The 17262-nt window shown below is 55.8% G+C and carries 20 protein-coding genes; 9 read left to right on the forward strand and 11 right to left on the reverse strand.

Translation table 11 applies throughout. From position 1 onward, the window contains the following. Positions 1-9 precede the first annotated feature (9 nt). The 9 genes from trbE (at position 10) to NMC31_RS14625 (ending at position 9699) form a co-directional block, all read left to right on the forward strand. Positions 10-2460 carry a conjugal transfer protein TrbE gene (gene trbE, locus NMC31_RS14585; RefSeq protein ID WP_006378801.1) on the forward strand — a complete coding sequence of 817 codons (2451 nt, stop codon included), beginning with the start codon at positions 10-12 and terminating at the stop codon, positions 2458-2460. Then, a complete protein-coding gene (gene trbJ / locus NMC31_RS14590) occupies positions 2457-3200 on the forward strand; it encodes a P-type conjugative transfer protein TrbJ (protein ID WP_006378800.1) in 744 nt (247 codons plus the stop codon). The genes trbE and trbJ overlap by 4 nt, the downstream gene beginning before the upstream one ends. Before the next feature lie 12 nt (positions 3201-3212). Then, positions 3213-3539 (forward strand): hypothetical protein, encoded by a 327-nt coding sequence (locus NMC31_RS14595; RefSeq protein WP_006378798.1) that lies wholly within the window; start codon positions 3213-3215, stop codon positions 3537-3539. Then, a complete protein-coding gene (trbL, locus tag NMC31_RS14600) occupies positions 3536-4903 on the forward strand; it encodes a P-type conjugative transfer protein TrbL (RefSeq protein WP_006378795.1) in 1368 nt (455 codons plus the stop codon). The genes NMC31_RS14595 and trbL overlap by 4 nt, the downstream gene beginning before the upstream one ends. Positions 4904-4921: 18 nt before the next feature. Then, positions 4922-5626 (forward strand): conjugal transfer protein TrbF, encoded by a 705-nt coding sequence (trbF, locus tag NMC31_RS14605; protein WP_006378793.1) that lies wholly within the window; start codon positions 4922-4924, stop codon positions 5624-5626. Beyond that, on the forward strand, positions 5623-6615 hold the full coding sequence (gene trbG / locus NMC31_RS14610; RefSeq protein ID WP_016487821.1) for a P-type conjugative transfer protein TrbG: 993 nt from the start codon (positions 5623-5625) through the stop codon (positions 6613-6615). Before trbF ends, trbG begins: the two co-directional genes overlap by 4 nt. 2 nt (positions 6616-6617) lie before the next feature. Beyond that, positions 6618-7901: a TraB/TrbI/VirB10 family type IV secretion system protein gene (locus NMC31_RS14615; RefSeq protein WP_253898343.1), complete on the forward strand. Its 1284-nt coding sequence runs from the start codon at positions 6618-6620 to the stop codon at positions 7899-7901. Further along, the gene (locus tag NMC31_RS14620; RefSeq protein WP_006378741.1) at positions 7898-8143 is read left to right on the forward strand and encodes a DUF2274 domain-containing protein; all 246 of its coding nucleotides are present in this window, start codon (positions 7898-7900) and stop codon (positions 8141-8143) included. The genes NMC31_RS14615 and NMC31_RS14620 overlap by 4 nt, the downstream gene beginning before the upstream one ends. A gap of 374 nt (positions 8144-8517) precedes the next feature. Continuing rightward, entirely contained in the window at positions 8518-9699 is a 1182-nt protein-coding gene (locus NMC31_RS14625) for a tyrosine-type recombinase/integrase (RefSeq protein ID WP_015063151.1), read from the forward strand. Between the two features lie 24 nt (positions 9700-9723). On the opposite strand, the gene NMC31_RS14630 is transcribed toward NMC31_RS14625, so the two are convergent. The 11 genes from NMC31_RS14630 to NMC31_RS14680 form a co-directional block, all read right to left on the reverse strand. Continuing rightward, positions 9724-10068 carry a hypothetical protein gene (locus NMC31_RS14630; protein WP_015063150.1) on the reverse strand — a complete coding sequence of 115 codons (345 nt, stop codon included), beginning with the start codon at positions 10066-10068 and terminating at the stop codon, positions 9724-9726. After that, on the reverse strand, positions 10004-10912 hold the full coding sequence (locus NMC31_RS14635) for a hypothetical protein (protein WP_022652181.1): 909 nt from the start codon (positions 10910-10912) through the stop codon (positions 10004-10006). Before NMC31_RS14635 ends, NMC31_RS14630 begins: the two co-directional genes overlap by 65 nt. Positions 10913-10922: 10 nt before the next feature. Next, complete coding sequence (locus NMC31_RS14640) at positions 10923-11882, reverse strand: DNA replication terminus site-binding protein (RefSeq protein ID WP_022652180.1); 960 nt, start codon at positions 11880-11882, stop codon at positions 10923-10925. Continuing rightward, positions 11872-12480 (reverse strand): hypothetical protein, encoded by a 609-nt coding sequence (locus NMC31_RS14645; protein WP_015063147.1) that lies wholly within the window; start codon positions 12478-12480, stop codon positions 11872-11874. The genes NMC31_RS14640 and NMC31_RS14645 overlap by 11 nt, the downstream gene beginning before the upstream one ends. Further along, the gene (locus tag NMC31_RS14650; protein WP_015063146.1) at positions 12473-12919 is read right to left on the reverse strand and encodes a hypothetical protein; all 447 of its coding nucleotides are present in this window, start codon (positions 12917-12919) and stop codon (positions 12473-12475) included. Before NMC31_RS14650 ends, NMC31_RS14645 begins: the two co-directional genes overlap by 8 nt. A gap of 16 nt (positions 12920-12935) precedes the next feature. Further along, the gene (locus NMC31_RS14655; RefSeq protein ID WP_015063145.1) at positions 12936-13472 is read right to left on the reverse strand and encodes a hypothetical protein; all 537 of its coding nucleotides are present in this window, start codon (positions 13470-13472) and stop codon (positions 12936-12938) included. Positions 13473-13545: 73 nt separating this feature from the next. After that, complete coding sequence (locus NMC31_RS14660) at positions 13546-13803, reverse strand: hypothetical protein (protein WP_015063144.1); 258 nt, start codon at positions 13801-13803, stop codon at positions 13546-13548. A gap of 7 nt (positions 13804-13810) precedes the next feature. Then, positions 13811-14347 (reverse strand): hypothetical protein, encoded by a 537-nt coding sequence (locus NMC31_RS14665; RefSeq protein ID WP_223203164.1) that lies wholly within the window; start codon positions 14345-14347, stop codon positions 13811-13813. A 109-nt stretch (positions 14348-14456) separates the two neighbouring features. Continuing rightward, a complete protein-coding gene (locus NMC31_RS14670) occupies positions 14457-14726 on the reverse strand; it encodes a hypothetical protein (RefSeq protein WP_015063142.1) in 270 nt (89 codons plus the stop codon). A gap of 408 nt (positions 14727-15134) precedes the next feature. Continuing rightward, positions 15135-16091, reverse strand: coding sequence for a hypothetical protein (locus NMC31_RS14675; RefSeq protein ID WP_022652178.1), 957 nt, complete (start codon positions 16089-16091; stop codon positions 15135-15137). 176 nt (positions 16092-16267) lie between these two features. After that, positions 16268-17203 (reverse strand): hypothetical protein, encoded by a 936-nt coding sequence (locus NMC31_RS14680; RefSeq protein ID WP_022652177.1) that lies wholly within the window; start codon positions 17201-17203, stop codon positions 16268-16270. Positions 17204-17262 lie beyond the last annotated feature (59 nt).

Consider the following 17262-nt stretch of genomic DNA (forward strand, 5'->3'; position numbering starts at 1 on the left):
GAGGACGCCATGCTGAACCTTGCCGAATATCGTCAGCGCCCGGCCTTGCTTGCCGACTGGCTGCCCTGGGCCGGGCTGGTCGCGCCGGGCGTTGTGCTGAACAAAGATGGTTCGTTTCAACGCACGTTCCAGTTTCGCGGCCCCGACTTGGACAGTGCGACACAGGGCGAGCTGATTGCCACGTCGGCGCGGCAGAACAACGCGCTTCGCCGTACCGGGTCTGGCTGGGCCTTCTATATCGAGGCCGAGCGGATGCGGGCATCGAGCTATCCGCAATCCTCCTTTCCCGAACCACTGTCCTGGCTGGTGGATGAGGAGCGACGCGCGGCGTTCGAGGAGTCGGATGGCCATTTCGAGAGCGTCTATCACTTCACGTTGCAACACCTACCGCCGCAAGAGTCTCGCGCCCGTGCGGCTGGGATGCTGTACGAGAACCGGCCCACTGAGGGTGTGGACTGGCGTGGTCGGCTTGATTCCTTCGTGGCAGAGACCGATCGCGTGTTCGACCTGCTCGATGGTGTGATGCCGGAGATTGCCTGGCTGGACGATAGCCAGACGCTGACCTACCTGCATGCCACAGTCTCCACCCGGCGCTATCGCGTCGGCGTGCCCGACGTGCCGTTCCATATCGACGCACTGCTTGCCGATGCCGCGCTGGTCGGCGGCCTGGCGCCCATGCTGGGCGATCAGCACCTGCGCGTGGTGTCGGTACGAGGCTTCCCGACCTCGACCTGGCCGGGGATCTTGGACGACCTCAACCGCCTGGGCTTTGCGTATCGCTGGAGTACGCGCTTCCTGTGCCTGGACAAAGCCGAGGCGGAACGGGAATTGGGGCGCTTGCGGCGCCAATGGTTCGCCAAGCGCAAGAACGTCATCGCGCTGCTGCGCGAAACGATCTTTCAGCAGGAAAGCCCGCTGGTCGATACCGATGCCAGCAACAAGGCCGCCGACGCCGATGCCGCCTTGCAGGAGCTGGGCAGCGATCAAGTCGCCTTCGGCTACCTCACCGCCACGGTGACGGTGCTCGACGCCGACCCGGCCGTGGCCGACGAGAAGCTGCGCATGGTGGAGCGCGTCATCCAGGGCCGGGGTTTCGTGACCATCCCCGAAACCCTCAACGCAGTCGATGCCTGGCTGTCGTCCGTCCCCGGCAACGCATACGCGAACGTGCGTCAGCCCATCGTTTCGACGCTGAACCTGGCGCACATGATGCCGATGTCAGCGGTATGGGCTGGGCCGGAGAAGAACGAACACCTCGATGGCCCGCCGCTGATCGTCACCCGCACCGATGGCGCGACGCCGTTCCGGCTGGTGACGCACATCGGCGACGTGGGGCACACCCTTGTCGCCGGGCCGACCGGCATGGGCAAGTCGGTGCTGCTCGCCATCTTGGCCATGCAGTTCCGGCGCTACTTCGGCTCGCGGATCTTCGCCTTCGACATGGGCCGCTCGATGCGCGCCACCATCTTCGGCCTTGGCGGTGAGCACTATGACCTCGGCGCCGATGGCGGCATCGCCTTCCAGCCACTCGCGCGAATTGCCCACGAGGGCTACCGCACCTGGGCCGCCGAATGGGTGGAGGGCCGGCTGCTGCACGAAGGCGTGACGGTCGGCCCGGACGAGAAGGCTGCCATCTGGTCGGCGCTGAGAAGCCTTGCCGGTGCGCCGGTGGAGCAGCGCACCATGACCGGCTTGTCGGTGTTATTGCAGTTTAACGCGCTGCGCCAAGCGCTCGCGCCCTATGTGCTGGGCGGCGCACACGGCAAGCTGCTGGACGCTGACCACGACCGGCTGGGCATGGCCGACGTGCAGGGCTTCGAGATGGAAGAACTGATGCACAGCCCGGCCGCCGTGCAAGCGGTGCTGCGCTACCTGTTCGCCCGCTTCGACGAACGTTTCGACGGCGCGCCCACGCTGTTGATCCTCGATGAAGCGTGGCTGTTCCTCAATGAGCCGTCCTTCGCGGCCCGCATCCGGCAATGGCTCAAGACGCTCAGAAAAAAGAACGTCAGCGTCATCTTCGCCACGCAGTCGCTGGCCGACATCAAGGACTCGACCATCGCGCCAGCCATCATCGAAAGCTGCGCGAGCAGGATCTTCTTACCTAACCCGCAGGCCACCGAGCCGCAGATTCGCACGATCTACGAAGGCTTCGGCTTGAGCAGCCGCCAGATTGAGATCGTGGCGACCGCCCAGCCCAAGCGCGATTACTACTACCAGTCGCGCCTCGGCAATCGCCTGTTCGACCTCGACCTGGGGCCTGTCGCGCTCGCATTCGCGAGCGCATCCACCCCTCAAGACCAACGCGACATTGACCGCGTGCTGACGCAGGCCGGCGCTCCCGGCTTCGCCGGCGCGTGGCTGCGCCATCGCGGCCTCGGCTGGGCCGCCGACCTGCTGCCGTCCGCTCCGGCGGCAGCTTCCTTTCTCGCTTCTCAACCGCTGGAGGTTTCGCCATGATGACCAAGCCCCGTTTGCTCTCTGTCTCACTCGCTGCTGTGCTGTCGGTATCGCTGTTGGCCGTGCAGCCCGCATCCGCGCTGACGGTGTTCGACCCGTCCAACTTCGTGCAGAACACGCTGACCGCCGTGCGCACGCTGGAACAGATCAACAACCAGATCAACCAGCTCCAGAACGAGGCGCAGATGTTGATGAACCAGGCCAGGAACCTGGCAAATCTCGACTTCAACATCGTCAACCGCCTGCGCTCGACGCTCGCCACCACCGAGCGCCTGATCGCCGAGGCGCGCGGCTTGGCCTACGACGTGCAGAGCATGGATGCCACGTTCGCCCGCCTGTACCCGGAACAGTACGCCTCCACCATCAGCGGCGACCGCATGGCACAGGATGCCCGCGAACGCTGGCAGAACACCTTGAACGGCCTGCACACCGCGATGCGGATGCAGGCGCAGGTGTCGCAGAACCTCGCCCAAGACGAAAGCGCGCTGGCCGACCTCGTGAGCCAGAGCCAGTCGGCCACCGGCGCGCTGCAAGCGATGCAGGCGACGAACCAGCTCCTGGCTTTGCAGGCCAAGCAGTCGATCCAGGCGCAGCAGCTCCAGATCACGCAAGACCGGGCCGCTTCGCTGGAACTGGCGCGGCAAGCGGCGGCTATGGAGCGCGCCCGCGAAGTGCGGCGGCGCTTCCTCGGCACCGGCACGCCGTACACGCCGCAGTCCGTCAACTTCTACAACAACTGACCGGAGGCGGCCATGCGATGCGCTTCCGTCCTGCTGGCCGTGCTGCTGACCGCGTGCGGCCAGCAGCCGGCCGAGAACCTGGCCGACGCCCTGGCCGCAGATCCGGTGCGGCTCAAGGCGTTGCGCGGGCAATGCGCGGTCGACCGGCAGGCCATGGGCGAGGATGCCTGCCGCGCCGCCGCCGAAGCCTTCCGGCGGCGCTTCTTCGCCGGCCATACCGGGCCGGATGAATACAACTCGCTGGCTGAACTCCCGCCGATTCCGCCGAGCTTCGATACGCCCGCAGATGAATTGCCAGAGGGCGCCGTTCCGCTCACTCCGCCCGAGGATTCGCCATGAACGACGTGACCATCATCGACCGTTTCCTCGATACGTTCTCGCGCTACATCGACTCGGGCTTCGGCTTATTGCAGGGCGAAGTGGCATTTCTCACCGCCACGCTCATCGTCATCGACATGACGATCGCTGGCCTGTATTGGGCCATGAGCCACGCCACCGGCCAGGGCGACGACGTGATCGCCAAGCTGCTGCGCAAGGTGCTCTATGTCGGCGCGTTCGCCTACATCATCGGCAACTTCAACTGGCTGGCGAGCATCGTGTTCCGCTCGTTCGCCGGCTTGGGAATCACCGCTACCGGCTCGGCCATCACGATGGAGAACTTTCTTCAGCCGGGCCGGCTGGCGAAGACCGGCATCGACGCAGCCGCGCCGATTCTGGAACAGATCGGGGACATGGCTGGGTTCCCCGAGGTGTTCGTGAACATCGACCCTATCGTGGTTCTGTTCATCGCCTGGCTGGTGGTGATCCTCTGCTTCTTCGTGCTGGCCGTACAGCTTTTCATCACGCTGATCGAGTTCAAACTGACTACGCTCGCCGGCTTCGTCTTGATCCCGTTTGCACTCTGGAACAAGACCTCGTTCCTCGCGGAAAAGGTGCTAGGCAACGTGGTGTCGTCAGGCATCAAGGTCTTGGTGCTGGCCGTCATCGTCGGCATTGGTTCCGGGCTGTTTGCCGAGTTCCAGGTACATCCCGACGAACCATCAATCGACCACGCGCTGGTCGTGATGCTGGCCTCGCTCGCGCTGCTGGCGCTGGGCATTTTCGGCCCCGGTATCGCCACCGGCCTGGTGTCCGGTGCGCCACAGCTTGGTGCGGGCGCGATGGCTGGTGCTGCGGTCGGGGCTGTCGGCACCGGCGTTGCCATCGGAGCCGCCGCAACGGGAGTGGGCGGCGCCGTCATGGCTGGGGCACGAATGGCCCCGGCGGCCGCAAAGCTGGCCGGTGCCGGCGCGCGTGCCGCGACTTCGGCGGCCGGCAGTGCCCGATCGGCGTTCCAGGCCGGTTCCGCTGCGGCCGGCGGCGGTGCCAAGGGCGCGGCGGCTGGCCTCGGCAATGTCGCCAAGACCGGCGCACAAGCCGCAGGCCGCAGCGTCACCTCTGGTGCTTCCGCTGTTGGGCAGAAGGTGGCCGACTCCTTCCGCGCTGGCTGGAACGGCACAGAAGCCGGCAGCGACGGTGCTGGCCGCGGCCAGACCGCAGACGGCACCGCAGGCTCGCAGAAGCAAGAGCAACCGGCCTGGGCCAAGCGGATGCACCGCCGCCAGCAGGCTACCCATGCCGCGACCACTGCCGCCCACACGCTGCGCGGGGGCGACGGCGGCGGCTCCGGGCAAGGCCCGAGCCTGCGGGATTCCGATACCTAACCTTCAAGGAGAACACCCATGCGATTCAAACGACCGCAGGTGCGCTACGCCGATACGCCGCAGCCTGCCACCCCGTATCAAGCCGCCGCCCAGGTGTGGGACGACCGTATCGGCTCCGCCCGCGTGCAGGCGAAGAATTGGCGCCTGATGGCCTTCGGCTGTCTAGTGCTCGCGCTGTTGATGGCCGGCGGCCTGGTGTGGCGCTCGGCGCAGTCCATCGTGACGCCCTATGTCATCGAGGTCGATCAGGCCGGGCAGGTGCGCGCTGTAGGTAAGGCCGCTACGCCGTATCGGCCCGGCGACGCGCAGATCGCGCACCACCTGGCGCGCTTCGTGACGCTGGTTCGCTCGCTGTCCATCGACCCCATCGTGGTGCGGCAGAACTGGCTCGATGCCTACGACTACACCACCGACAAGGGCGCGGCGGTGCTCAACGACTACGCCCGCACCAATGACCCATTCGCCCGCATCGGCAAGGAATCGGTAACGGTGCAAATCACCAGCGTGGTTCGCGCCAGCGACACGTCTTTCAACGTGCGCTGGACAGAGCAGCGCTATGTCAACGGTGCGCCCGCCGGCACCGAACGCTGGAACGCCGTGCTTTCGACCGTCCTGCAAACCCCGCGTACTGAACAGCGCTTGCGCAAGAACCCATTGGGTATCTACGTCAACGGCCTGTCATGGAGCCGCGAACTGGATTCTTCCGAAGGAGCCAAACCATGAAACTTCGTTTCTGCCTTTACGTTTTTCCTTTGACGCTGCTGGCCCTCGCGGGCTGCGCCTCGCAGGGCAAGCCGCCGCCGTCCATCTCGCTCGACGAGCCGGTGCTGGCCCAGCCATTGCCCGAACCGCCCAAGCCCGTCGAAGTCGTCGCCGTCCCTGAACCGCTGGCGCTGCCGGCGCAGTTGAAGCCGCTGCCGGAACTCGATGAGGCCCCCGTTGCGCCGGAGCCGGCCGACGAAAAGGTGCGCGTTTCCCGTGCCAATGCAGAAGCGCGTATCGCGCCTACCCGTGAGGGCTACGTCAACGCGATTCAGGTGTGGCCGTTCACCGATGGCGCGCTTTATCAGGTCTATGCGTCGCCGGGGCGCGTGACGGTGGTTTCGCTTCAACCGGGCGAGGAACTGGTGACGGTCGCCGCCGGCGATACCGTGCGCTGGATCGTGGGCGACACGTCCAGCGGCGGCGGGGCCGATCTGCGCGTCAATGTGCTGGTCAAGCCCATCCGTTCCGGCCTGAAAACCAATCTCGTCATCACCACCAGTCGGCGCACCTACCTGCTGGAGCTGACCTCGACCGAGAAGGCATGGATGGCGTCGGTATCCTGGGACTACCCGAAAGACCGGATGCTCGCGTTGCAGCGCCAGGCGCAGGCTGCGCAGGCGACAACGCCTGTCGATACGGGCCTGTCGCTGGACAAGATCCGCTTCCGCTACGCGGTATCGGGCAGCAACCCGCCGTGGAAGCCGCTACGCGCCTTCGATGATGGAGAGAAGGTCTATATCCAGTTTCCGGCGGGCATCGCCCAGGGCGAGTTGCCGCCGCTGTTTGTCATCGGCGCGCAGGGCGACGGGCAATTGGTGAACTACCGTTTCCGCGCGCCGTACTACGTCGTGGATCGCCTGTTCGGCGCGGCCGAACTGCGGCTGGGCGGCGACGGCGGCGACGTGGTGCGGATCGAGCGCACCGATGGCGTTGCGCGGAGGAACTGACCATGAGCCAGGATGACACTCCCGACCTTGCCGCGCCGCAGGCGGCGGGCAAGATCGCTCCCGAGGCGGTCGCGCTTCGCGCCCAGCCGCGCCCGGTCACGCGCCTGAATCGGCGCACGCTGGCCATCCTCGCCGGCGTCCTGGCGGTGGCCGTGCTCGGCGCGGTGATGTGGTCGCTGCAACCTCAGCGGCGCGGTGCGGGCGAGCAGACCGAGCTTTACAACGTCGATCGTGTCTCGAAGTCTGAAGGACTGGATGCGCTGCCGACGGACTACTCCAAGCTGCCGCCGGCGTTGCCGCCTGCCGTTCCCGAACTGGGGCCGCCGCTGCCGGGCGATCTTGGCCCGGCCATCGTGAAGTCGCAGCAGCCGGCGACGGCCGCCTACGCGGCCCCCGGCCACGACCCGAACGATGCTCTGCGCAAAGAAGCCGAAGCGGCCGCGGCCTCGTCCGTGTTCTTCCGCTCGGGAGGGCAGAATGCGGCGCCGGTGGCGCAGACACAGGTGGCCGCTGCGCCGGGCTTCGCCGCCAATGCGGTGTTTGACCCGCTGGCGGCCGGGCCGGTCTCCACGGCGGCCCAGCCTGCTGACCCGACAGCGGTGCAAAACCGGCAAGACCATAAAGATGCTTTCTTGAAAGGTGGCTCCACTGAAACCCGTAATTCCGGCAATCTGACCCTGCCAACTTCGCCGTATCAGGTCATGGCCGGAACGGTGGTCGCAGGTGCCTTGGTGACGGGGATTAAGTCGGACTTGCCCGGCGACGTGATCGCCACGGTGACGGAGCCGGTCTATGACACAGCCTCCGGGCGCTTCCTGCTGATTCCGCAGGGTTCGCGCATCCTGGGCAAATACAACAGCCAGGTCAGCTACGGGCAGAGCCGCGTTCAAGTCGTCTGGAACCGGATCATCCTGCCGGACACGTCTTCGCTCACGCTCGACAACCTGGCCGGCACCGACCCAGCCGGCTATGCCGGGCTGGAGGACGATGTGGACTACCACTGGGGCCGCATCTTTGCCGGTGCGGCACTCACCACGCTGCTGGGCGTCGGTGCCGAGCTGGCCGCGCCGGAGAACCGGCAGGATGGTGATCGCGTCATCATCGCTGGGCGCGACAGCGCGCAGGACAGCATCAATCAGGTCGGCCAGGAGATGACCCGGCGCAACCTCAACATCCAGCCGACCTTAACGCAACGGCCGGGCCTGCCGGTTCGCATCATCGTCAACCGGGATCTGGTGCTGCGGCGGTACCAGCCGCTGTTCTTCAACCGGGGGACTTCACGATGAGCACGACCAAGAAGCTGCGGCTCGGCCCGCTGCCGAAGACCGAGAGCACCAAGCTGACTTTCGTTTGCCCGACCAGCTTGAAAGCCGACCTCGACCGCTACGCCGCGCTACACGCGCAGGCGTATGGCGAGGCCGTTGATGCGGCGACGCTGATCCCGCATATGCTGGAAGCGTTCATGGCGGGGGATCGAGGATTCAGGAAGGGCACGGCGACCCGCAGCACACCACCGAAGCCGCCATGATTGCACCGCATGCTATTCAACGGCATCCATCGAACGCGCAGCCCAGGCTGCGCGTTCTTCATTCTGGATGCCGCCGAGCCTGTTGGGCTATGATGATGCGACAGGCCCGCCGTTCCTCGGCAATCCAGCACTACACAGTGCGATGCGGCTTTCTCTCCCAACGCTCCTATGTCGCTCCTAGCCGACAACGCCGCTCTTCTTCTAAGCGGCCCCGAAAGGAGCTAACCTACTGTCCCATATACGGTTTCAAGTCCTTCTTGATTTGCGCGAAAGACTTGACACCGGCACTTTTTTGTTGCCCGGAACCTGTTCATAAGCAGGTACCGCAATGCTAAAATGGCTGTAAATAAAAACAGTGTATTCAGGTGGACACAATGAATAGCCAGCCAGTAACCAGACGGTTTGCAGACAACGATCTCCATCAACAATTGTCTACGGTTAAAGTTAATGACAAGCAACTGATGCGCCTCATCCGCTATTTTTCTCACCTGAAATACCATACGGCTAAGACGTATCTCCATTGGCTGCGTTCCTGGAATGAGTGGTATCAGGCAAATGCAGGAAAGGAGGTGAACGAAGATTGGCCCGCCAGCTCTCTCCCGGTGACTGAAACTCCACTGCTGGCCTATTTAGACCATCTTCAGAAGTCACTGTCACGAAGCAGTATTAAAGGGTGCCTGCATGCCCTGAACAGTATCCAAAGGAAAGCACTCGATCAGCCTGGGATCATCACATCTGAAGTGGGTTATATTCTTGCGGCCCTCGAACAGGCTGAAGCCCGAAAGCAGAAAGTTACCCGCCAGGCTACGCCATTCATGGTGACGGATCTAAAGGCATTGATTAAAGCACACAGTACGACGCAGTCGGTGCGCAAACTCCGCGACCTTTGCCTAATTTGGACAGGGTTTGAAACACTGCTTCGCTCAGCGGAGATCAGGCGAATTCGGATGGAAGACCTTGTGCTGGATGAAAAGACCGGCAGCTTTACCTTGACGGTATACCGGACAAAATCCACTGTCAGTACCCTGCTCACCTATCATCTGACCCCTAACCTCACAGCCACACTGAGAAGGCTGATGGGTATGGTCGGAAGGGATCAATACAGCCATCCGAAGGACTATCTCTTTCAGGCCGTTAACTTTCAGGATAACGGATATATGCCACCTGAATGGGGTTTACGAAGCCAGGGTAACGAAATCAATGCGCTGCTGAGAAACCATAACATGCCCTATCTGCCTACCCGAACCCCGCTCGGGGGAAATGGCGAACCCATTCCCGTCGAGGATGAGGGTATGCTTAGTAAGAACACGCTACTCCGGGCCTTTGAAGCGCTTTGGGAAGAGCTTCATCCGCAGGAAACGGGCACCCGATGCTGGACCGGTCACAGCGTCCGCGTAGGCGGTGCCATCGAACTTGCTCATGCCGGGTATACGCTCTTGCAGATCATGGAGATGGGTAACTGGAGCAACGCGGAGATGGTTTCACGCTATATCCGTAACATTGAAGCTGGTAAAAAAGCGATGACGCAATTCATGCGCGGAGCGCTGGATGAGTAGCGCCCATGCGGGCGCTGCTGAGGGTTATTTCTTACGGAAAGGATTAAACCGGTTCAGATCCTGAAGGGCGTCTTTCGGCGGCAGCATACCTGTGCGTTTCATTTTATAAACGCCGTTAAGCTTCATAGTTTGCACACCCAAGTTTAACAGTGCCACCAGCTTAAGCGTATACAGAAACGTGAATGCCGGGGCCATCTGGATAAAAATAAACAACAAACCGGCACACATCACCCTCAGCCACGCCGCATATTCCATGCTCAGCGGTCGCTTAAAATAATGGATTTCCAGTAATCCCACCGCCTTGTTACTGATCCACACCGCTGCCAGTGAGAGTAACAACACGATGCACACCATAATGCCCAGTTCCATGATCCTCACTCCCCGTCGTTTTTATATTTTGTGTTTCTGATTTGCCTGCTTTGGTTTTGTTTTTCGCCTTCTTTTTGGGTTTGATATGGTGGAACAGGAAACAATCCACCAGCACCCAGCCATTGGCATACCGGGCCAACAGCAATTTCTGCCCCGGATAATGAGCATGAAAAAGCATTTTCACATCGGCGGTATTCATGATCTGTTGCTTACGCTTCAGCTCCTCCTCAGGCATCTCATATTCCTGAATAAATGGTGATGACAACCGCTGGCGAAGCATACGAATAGCGCTGGCATTTTCATCGTGTTTAGCCAGACGGCCAAAACGCACAAGCGCCTTATGAGACACCTGGACAGGTCCCAGATGGGAATCAACCAGTTCATACTGCCAGAAATATCGCAGATCCACTTTCACCCAGCTGATACTGTCTTCCTGTGCAGCTTTCATTATGGTTCCCGACATCGGGACCATTGTCAGTTTGGTCAGACGTATGTGAATATAATCAGCCAGGGTCCTGAGGGACTCCGGTACATTATTGTTCAGCAGAAGCTGCTGAAGCCCCGGGGTCGACGTCTGCCAGCTCAGGTTGCGGCCGTCAGGTAAAAATTCAAAGTTTTGATCCGCTGGCGCCGATTTCGCATTGTTTTCCTTCCTCATGAGAAAGTAATGGCCACACAGTAACTCGGACCGTACCTTATCCTCTCCCGGGTCATGTCGGGCTTTACTGAGATCCACCGTCAATACAACACGGTTAATAGCGTCCTCGTGGTATTTTTTCACCCAGACACAGACACGATAAAGTCTCTCATCGAGCTTCTGGCTGGTAGTGGAGATCCATTGCATGCTTTTCTCCTCAGACCTTACTCATAATGAAAATGCCAAGATCCGCACCGGGTACAAGCTCCGTGTAGCTATGGTTGATCCTTCGTGCATTTGACGGTGCGTCATCCGACGCAGGCACCCAGTTCTGAAGACCTTTAAATGCTGGCTTTTGTCCAACAGCGAAAATGGGCAGTGAGGCTTTCACCACCTTGTAATCCGTCTCGGCGTATTTGCTACTTCCACGCTCCGTGCCTTCAGGACGGTATGAGAACAGATGCGCGATCGGAACCGGGAAGGTATTGGTCCGACAAAGACGTAACGCATCCCCGTCTTGTAGGACCTTTCTTTCAAGTAATGCCTTCGCCCTATCGATGTTCGCAACCACTGTCAGGTCAGTGGTCGCTGGCGATTTGACCGCTGCCGTACGACGCTTATCCAGCATCGCGATGAGCTCACTGGCGTTGGTTTTTACCTGGTTCCGGTTTAGTCGCCAGCAAAAAGTAACTTTTTTAAGCCGTGCCTCCACAAACATAATTTTGCGAGTAGACGCCACTGTCACAAGGCCGGGAAGTTTACGGTGAACTTCCTCAAAGCGGATGTGTTTCTGATCATTTACCCTTTTCATAGCTGAGGCAAAGTCAGTTTTGGCGTCGTTGATATCGCGAATAATTCTGCTCAGCAGTTCGGCACCCTCAGGAACAATAATCAGCCCCGGATATTTGGTCGTTACTTTCGTTGAATTCCTGCTGAGTACATCGATGTCATCGATACAAAAATCCTGAAATACACGGATAATGTCATCTACAGAGGCATCAGAAATAGTACTCACCTCAATTGGGGTAACCTCTTTCAGCCGCTCTTCGTGGCGCGTGACGGCCCCCACAGTCATCAGTTCCGCCATCACCGGCTGATGGTTATTCAGAAAGGCTCTGAGCTGTTCAATTCGCTCCAGAATCCGATCACGGTAGAAAGGTAAATTTTCACTGGACATTCATCACTCCGGTTTCAATAAAACAGCGCAACACCGTTACATCCTCAACCACTTCTGAAGATGCGATACGCAGCCGGTAGCTGTACTTTTCCAACACCTTCCGCAGTTCATCGGAATTGCCTGTTGTATAAAGGGGCAGAGGTTCAGCCTGCTGGCCGTCATGCCTGAAACAACGATTAAGGTCGGACAAAAGGCCAAAACTGACAGGCCTGTGTTGCAGATTGATACGCTGCCAGTCCAGCGGTACACCGAACTTCACCCACCAGCCCAGTCCAATAAGTTCATTTCGTATACTCTGCACATTACCCAAATCCGATACTGTAACATCCGGGATAACGCCATTACCTTCCACCAGCAAATGCATCACGCTCTTAAAATCAGGCTGACGACACTTTCTGGCTTGCTTCAGAATGGTTCGGATCGAACGCAAACACTGACGAGAATGCAAATTACGACGTTCAGCCGAACTAAGCCATCTGTTGATGAGTTCATTCGAATACGCCACCGGGCATTCCCCGAGGCCTGACCTTCCGTTTTCACGGACATACAACAGACAGGAGGTAGCTGCACTCACTACAGCGTCATATTTTTCATTCATGTTTACCCCCGTTAATATCAGAAATCTGGTTATCCGGAGTCAGGAACAAAGGCTGATAATGCAAGCGCCACGGATAATGTACCGTTAGGCCATCCGTGCCAATACGGTTCAGCCTGTAGCGGCCGTTCATTCGATCAACAGACCAAATGCCGGGAACTACAGGACGGCTCCACCGACAAACCGGTAAACCTCCGAGCTGAAGGGTATTCACCAGCCCTTTATCAATCTCGGTCACGCGTACCTTCAACAAGAAGCATAACCAGGGAGAGCACCAGATAAACAGCCAGACGGGCGCTAGGACAAACTTGTTTAGCAAATGCCCTGTCATCAACATCGCAGATAACAGCATAAAACTGATGATCAACCAAAAAACCATCCATCCTAACCAGGCTCGTGTCTCACAAAGTTTCCATTCCAACAGGTAAAGTCGCTTTTTCATCCAGAGCCCCCGGAACTCAGTGAATGACTGAGGTGTGCTGCATCAAAATAGGTGTGCGTGGCAAGATCTCGTTTCGCCACAGCTCTTGCGCTGACGTCCATCCATGGAGAATTCCGTTGCCACAGTGTGAATTGAACGCCATTACCTCATCATTTAGCTGATAGACAAGCCTGTCTGGCATCTCAAGGTACTCAGGCAGAGAAAGCAGTACGCCGTGGATCATTTCGCCAGTCAGCCTGGATAACGTCTCTTCTTCGTCGAGATTTACTGTTGGCATTGCAGATAGTGGGATAGAGAAACAGCAGAGATCCATACCCACAGCGTCATAACCAACATCAAAACCATCATCATTAAGCACAAATCGAAAGATAGCCTCAGGTGCCTGACCCAACTCGGGCATCGGTGCTTCAGGCACCTCTGTGCCGGTAAAATATTTTTCGGTCCAGTTGCTAAAGGGACTGGTAAACATCCAACAGAGCAGCGACAACGCAATGTCCGTTTTGAGTACTCGTTTCGTGCCAGACGCTCCAAAAGGATGAAGATTGCTTTTCATGATTTACCTGTAGATTGCTTTATTTACAGCTATTTAAACACATTCCGGATTTTCCCCAATAGGTTGCAAAACGCTAAAATTCGCAGATGCTGGTCCCCTTCTGTTTTAGTCGATGCTCAAGATAGATGCTGGCCAGATCGAGAGGATGATTTTCTTCGAGGCATGCCCGAACGAGATCTTCAGTTGATACAGATTCCAGTCCCCGGGTTTCAAGAATTTCTTTCGCCGTCGTCAGCGCCCGGGAGGCACTTCGACTTAACTGAATTTTCACCTGAGAACTGCTTTCACACAGGGTGTCAGCTGGTACGGTCTGTGAATCGGTATTGTACATAGGGGTATCACTCCATATCAGGGATCGAATGAAAATTGACTGCAAGAGACGTCTCTGGTTCACCGTTTTCCACAGTGCTTAGCCAGGTTCGGGCAGGAAGTTGTTGCTCACAGAGAAGCAGGTAACCTTCGCCCATAAGATGCTTTTGTCCCAATGCATGCAGTAGATCCCCTGAATATGGACCCAGAGCAGTTTGGGTATAAAACAACGCGCCTGCGGGTATTTTTTTAGACAACATGCTCATTAATACGATCTTCTCGTCCTCATTTTCGGGTAAAACGAGGATTATCCTGAACCCCTTGTTAACGTGTGATTGCAGACCTGCAACCAGCGACCGAAACCTGAGCGCATAAATGACCATCCTGAATCGGGTCATTAACAGTGTTGTAGCAGCAAAAATAACGACGACTGAGCCGAATTTTGACCGGTAAAACCACCAGTTCAGGCCACCGGCCACAATCAAAACAACCAGAAGCACAATGCTTCCGTAAAAAAATGCAGCCGGGAAACGGGTTCTTTTTCCTTCGAGGAGCGCCGACGCCATTATTACGCCCGTGATGCAGTACACAACCCAGTCATAGAACGATTCAGTCATCATTAGGTGCTTGTGTCTCGTATTGTTATAAAATCGGACGCTTGCCTTTATAAAGCCCTCAGCAATCGTGTCCCATACAGCCATAGACTTCGCTAAAATTGTCGCAACTGTCTGTTGTCACAAAGAGTTCCCCACGGCCTAAACGACGCTGTAGATCGGCCTTTACTTCAGCTGCCGGTTTGAGAAAAAGATACTCCAGCTGTGAGTCACTTCCCGAAGAAAGCAGCAACTCAATACTGAAATCAACATGCCGATAAGAGAACTGGCTTTGGTCGTGGGAAAAGACCGAGTTCACAGGGATATTGCTCAGACTTATGGTGGCAGGCATAGTCACTCCTTTGTTTTAAACAGTATACAAATCTCTATCGTTCCATTTTTCGGATAAGAGACCTATTTTCGCGAAACTAAAACAAAGTAAGTAAATTTTATTTATGCAGTCTCCAGCATGTAGACTGATTGCGGCCGGAAACGGAAACACGTGTCAAAAAATTGAAACTAACCGGAGCAGGAAAGGAAGCAGCAGAAAGAGTGTCATTTTGGATTGGAGTTGATGCGGAAGGTAACGGATGGTTTATGAAGAGCTGTGACCGGAGAGCAATGCAGTTAATCATATCGGTCAATGAGTACGTTGAAATATAGCGGATTAAAGAACAGATTTGAGGAATAAAAAAAGGCACGGATAACCGTGCCTTCTTGGGAGTATAAAAAACTGAAGATATAAAACTATCTTCAGCACTCATGCCGCAACGGAGACTTTAACCTCTGTAGCGGGGATGAGTTTACGTAATGTGGAGAATACTTCATAAATTAGATCCTGACGGTCATGGATTTTAACCCGGCCACCAGTCAATTCAGATACATTCACCCCTTGGTAAAGTTCATTAACGACTTCACCATCTTGATCAAGGACTCGAACATGAGCAACCATATGAAAGTAAGATTTTGCAGCATAACTTTCATAAATATCAATAATCGATTCATTATTACGACGTAAAACTACTTTGCCGGACGGCAGCGTTGTTTCATCCATATAACAATCGGTTAATTGATCGTCGAAATCGTCCTCTTGAAGTGAAATATGCAGACTCAGTTCGTCGGTAATTCGACGTGAATATGAATACTCACTAAATGTATAAGCGGCCATGCTTATATCACTGAAAGTGCGATAAGCATCATGAAGACCGGATGTTATTTCATCTGATACATAGTTGATAAGCCCAATAAAATGCGTATTCCAGAATTGTTCCAGTGCAAAACGGGCGATTAAAACCTGTCCATCAACTTCCATCAGTTTTTTGTATTCTTCACGATCATAGCCACCAGGTTGTGTGCTATCCGCAGAAAGACTTAGGATATCACAACAGACATCATCGTATTCAAAGCGGCTAGTCGCGTAGTGTTTACCAGAGATATCCAGATACTGACCGGAAACTTGGTCGAAGACCTCAAGGAAGTAAACCAGGCGCTTCTTGAGGGTATTAGCATCCAGTCCATCCAGTTGAGTAGCATTAAGCGTTTCCGCATAATGGTCCACAGACTGTCTTAATTCACTGGCTGATATACTGCAAGAAAAAGAAACCTCGTCGCCCTGGCAGTGAGAGACATTGATATGAATCTCTGTCTCATCAAAATCAATGCCAATGTCTGCCAGTACTGCACGAACGTAGTTTTGATTATCAGTATAATTAGTCATTTTCACTTCCTCAGGAAAATTGAAAGGAAGTGCCCCATAGGGGAGCAACTTCCCCAGTGGGTGGATAAAAATATGTTTTTCTAAATCATTCTATCCTGCCAGTTAAACAGGAAAGTGAACGCAATCATTTAGTCGAACAAAGTTACTTTTTACGATGAGGTGAGAATGAGGACCGGTTAAACACCGTCCCGAAACTCTTCAATCGCTTCATGGATCAACGCTGCTCTGTCACAGATTTGTACTCGGCCACAAGGTCCCACAGAAGAGAAGGTTCCGTGCGAGGATTCACACTTAACACTCCCATCACTGCCAGTGAAACGAACGTTCATCATAACCGGCACATCGTGTCCGGAACTTACGCAGGTATAAAGACGAATGAGTTTTTCATCATCGCAATACGCCCCCGTCGTGCCTTCAGACTCATTGAAACCAATGTAAAGATCAGGCATGCAAGCCGGGTATTCATCAGTGTTCAGCTCAAGATGCAACATCAGTTCATGATTTACACGACGGTGATATTGATATTGACCTAAACTATGAAATGAATTTTTAACAGACTTGATAACCTGAAGAGAATTAAATAGACACTCTGTTATTTTTTTCTCAAACTCATAGATAAAGTCGCCAAAATCAGAATGGAAAAATTGCTTCAGTGCATACCGGGCAATAAGAACTTTCCCGTCAACACTCATTCTATTCTGATAAATTTCCTTTCTGAGACCTTTCTGAAATTCATCATATTCAGGCAACGATTCTGAGGCCGCCAATATTGATGTTGCTATATCGAAAAATTTCATAGTGCTATGCGCATTATGATAACCACGAATTGTTATTTTCTGAAACCCAGACTTTTCATATACTTTAAAAAGGTATTTGATTTTATTCCGGAGAACTTCGGTTTCAGAATACGGCGCTTTATGTTTTATCAACTCTTCGATATATGAATCAAGATAGAATAACAAATCATCAGTCGCCACTTCTGCTTTGAATGAGAGTTGTTCAAAGAAATTAGACTTATCAAACAGTTTAATATCCTGTTGAATTACTGTCAGACCAAGTTGTTTTTTAAGCATGGCGCTAACAAAATTTATATCATCGTTTTCATTAAACATATCTACTTCCTCTTGAAAGAATAAAGGAAGCATCCCCTAAAGGGATTGAGCTTCCCTTA

It is taken from the genome of Pseudocitrobacter vendiensis, assembly GCF_943590815.1.
In the GTDB taxonomy this organism is placed as follows: Bacteria; Pseudomonadota; Gammaproteobacteria; order Enterobacterales; family Enterobacteriaceae; genus Pseudocitrobacter; species Pseudocitrobacter vendiensis.

What these genes read in the sequence shown, in the direction of transcription:
- NMC31_RS14620 (WP_006378741.1), top strand. Translation starts at nt 7,898, where the DNA reads ATGAGCACGACCAAGAAGCTGCGGCTCGGCCCGCTGCCGAAGACCGAG.
- NMC31_RS14615 (WP_253898343.1), top strand. Translation starts at nt 6,618, where the DNA reads ATGAGCCAGGATGACACTCCCGACCTTGCCGCGCCGCAGGCGGCGGGC.
- trbE (WP_006378801.1), top strand. Translation starts at nt 10, where the DNA reads ATGCTGAACCTTGCCGAATATCGTCAGCGCCCGGCCTTGCTTGCCGAC.
- trbL (WP_006378795.1), top strand. Translation starts at nt 3,536, where the DNA reads ATGAACGACGTGACCATCATCGACCGTTTCCTCGATACGTTCTCGCGC.
- NMC31_RS14680 (WP_022652177.1), bottom strand. Translation starts at nt 17,203, where the DNA reads ATGTTTAATGAAAACGATGATATAAATTTTGTTAGCGCCATGCTTAAA.
- NMC31_RS14630 (WP_015063150.1), bottom strand. Translation starts at nt 10,068, where the DNA reads ATGGAACTGGGCATTATGGTGTGCATCGTGTTGTTACTCTCACTGGCA.
- NMC31_RS14660 (WP_015063144.1), bottom strand. Translation starts at nt 13,803, where the DNA reads ATGTACAATACCGATTCACAGACCGTACCAGCTGACACCCTGTGTGAA.
- NMC31_RS14655 (WP_015063145.1), bottom strand. Translation starts at nt 13,472, where the DNA reads ATGAAAAGCAATCTTCATCCTTTTGGAGCGTCTGGCACGAAACGAGTA.
- NMC31_RS14635 (WP_022652181.1), bottom strand. Translation starts at nt 10,912, where the DNA reads ATGCAATGGATCTCCACTACCAGCCAGAAGCTCGATGAGAGACTTTAT.
- NMC31_RS14675 (WP_022652178.1), bottom strand. Translation starts at nt 16,091, where the DNA reads ATGACTAATTATACTGATAATCAAAACTACGTTCGTGCAGTACTGGCA.
- NMC31_RS14625 (WP_015063151.1), top strand. Translation starts at nt 8,518, where the DNA reads ATGAATAGCCAGCCAGTAACCAGACGGTTTGCAGACAACGATCTCCAT.
- NMC31_RS14665 (WP_223203164.1), bottom strand. Translation starts at nt 14,347, where the DNA reads ATGGCGTCGGCGCTCCTCGAAGGAAAAAGAACCCGTTTCCCGGCTGCA.
- trbJ (WP_006378800.1), top strand. Translation starts at nt 2,457, where the DNA reads ATGATGACCAAGCCCCGTTTGCTCTCTGTCTCACTCGCTGCTGTGCTG.
- trbF (WP_006378793.1), top strand. Translation starts at nt 4,922, where the DNA reads ATGCGATTCAAACGACCGCAGGTGCGCTACGCCGATACGCCGCAGCCT.
- NMC31_RS14645 (WP_015063147.1), bottom strand. Translation starts at nt 12,480, where the DNA reads ATGAATGAAAAATATGACGCTGTAGTGAGTGCAGCTACCTCCTGTCTG.
- NMC31_RS14670 (WP_015063142.1), bottom strand. Translation starts at nt 14,726, where the DNA reads ATGCCTGCCACCATAAGTCTGAGCAATATCCCTGTGAACTCGGTCTTT.
- NMC31_RS14595 (WP_006378798.1), top strand. Translation starts at nt 3,213, where the DNA reads ATGCGATGCGCTTCCGTCCTGCTGGCCGTGCTGCTGACCGCGTGCGGC.
- NMC31_RS14650 (WP_015063146.1), bottom strand. Translation starts at nt 12,919, where the DNA reads ATGAAAAAGCGACTTTACCTGTTGGAATGGAAACTTTGTGAGACACGA.
- NMC31_RS14640 (WP_022652180.1), bottom strand. Translation starts at nt 11,882, where the DNA reads ATGTCCAGTGAAAATTTACCTTTCTACCGTGATCGGATTCTGGAGCGA.
- trbG (WP_016487821.1), top strand. Translation starts at nt 5,623, where the DNA reads ATGAAACTTCGTTTCTGCCTTTACGTTTTTCCTTTGACGCTGCTGGCC.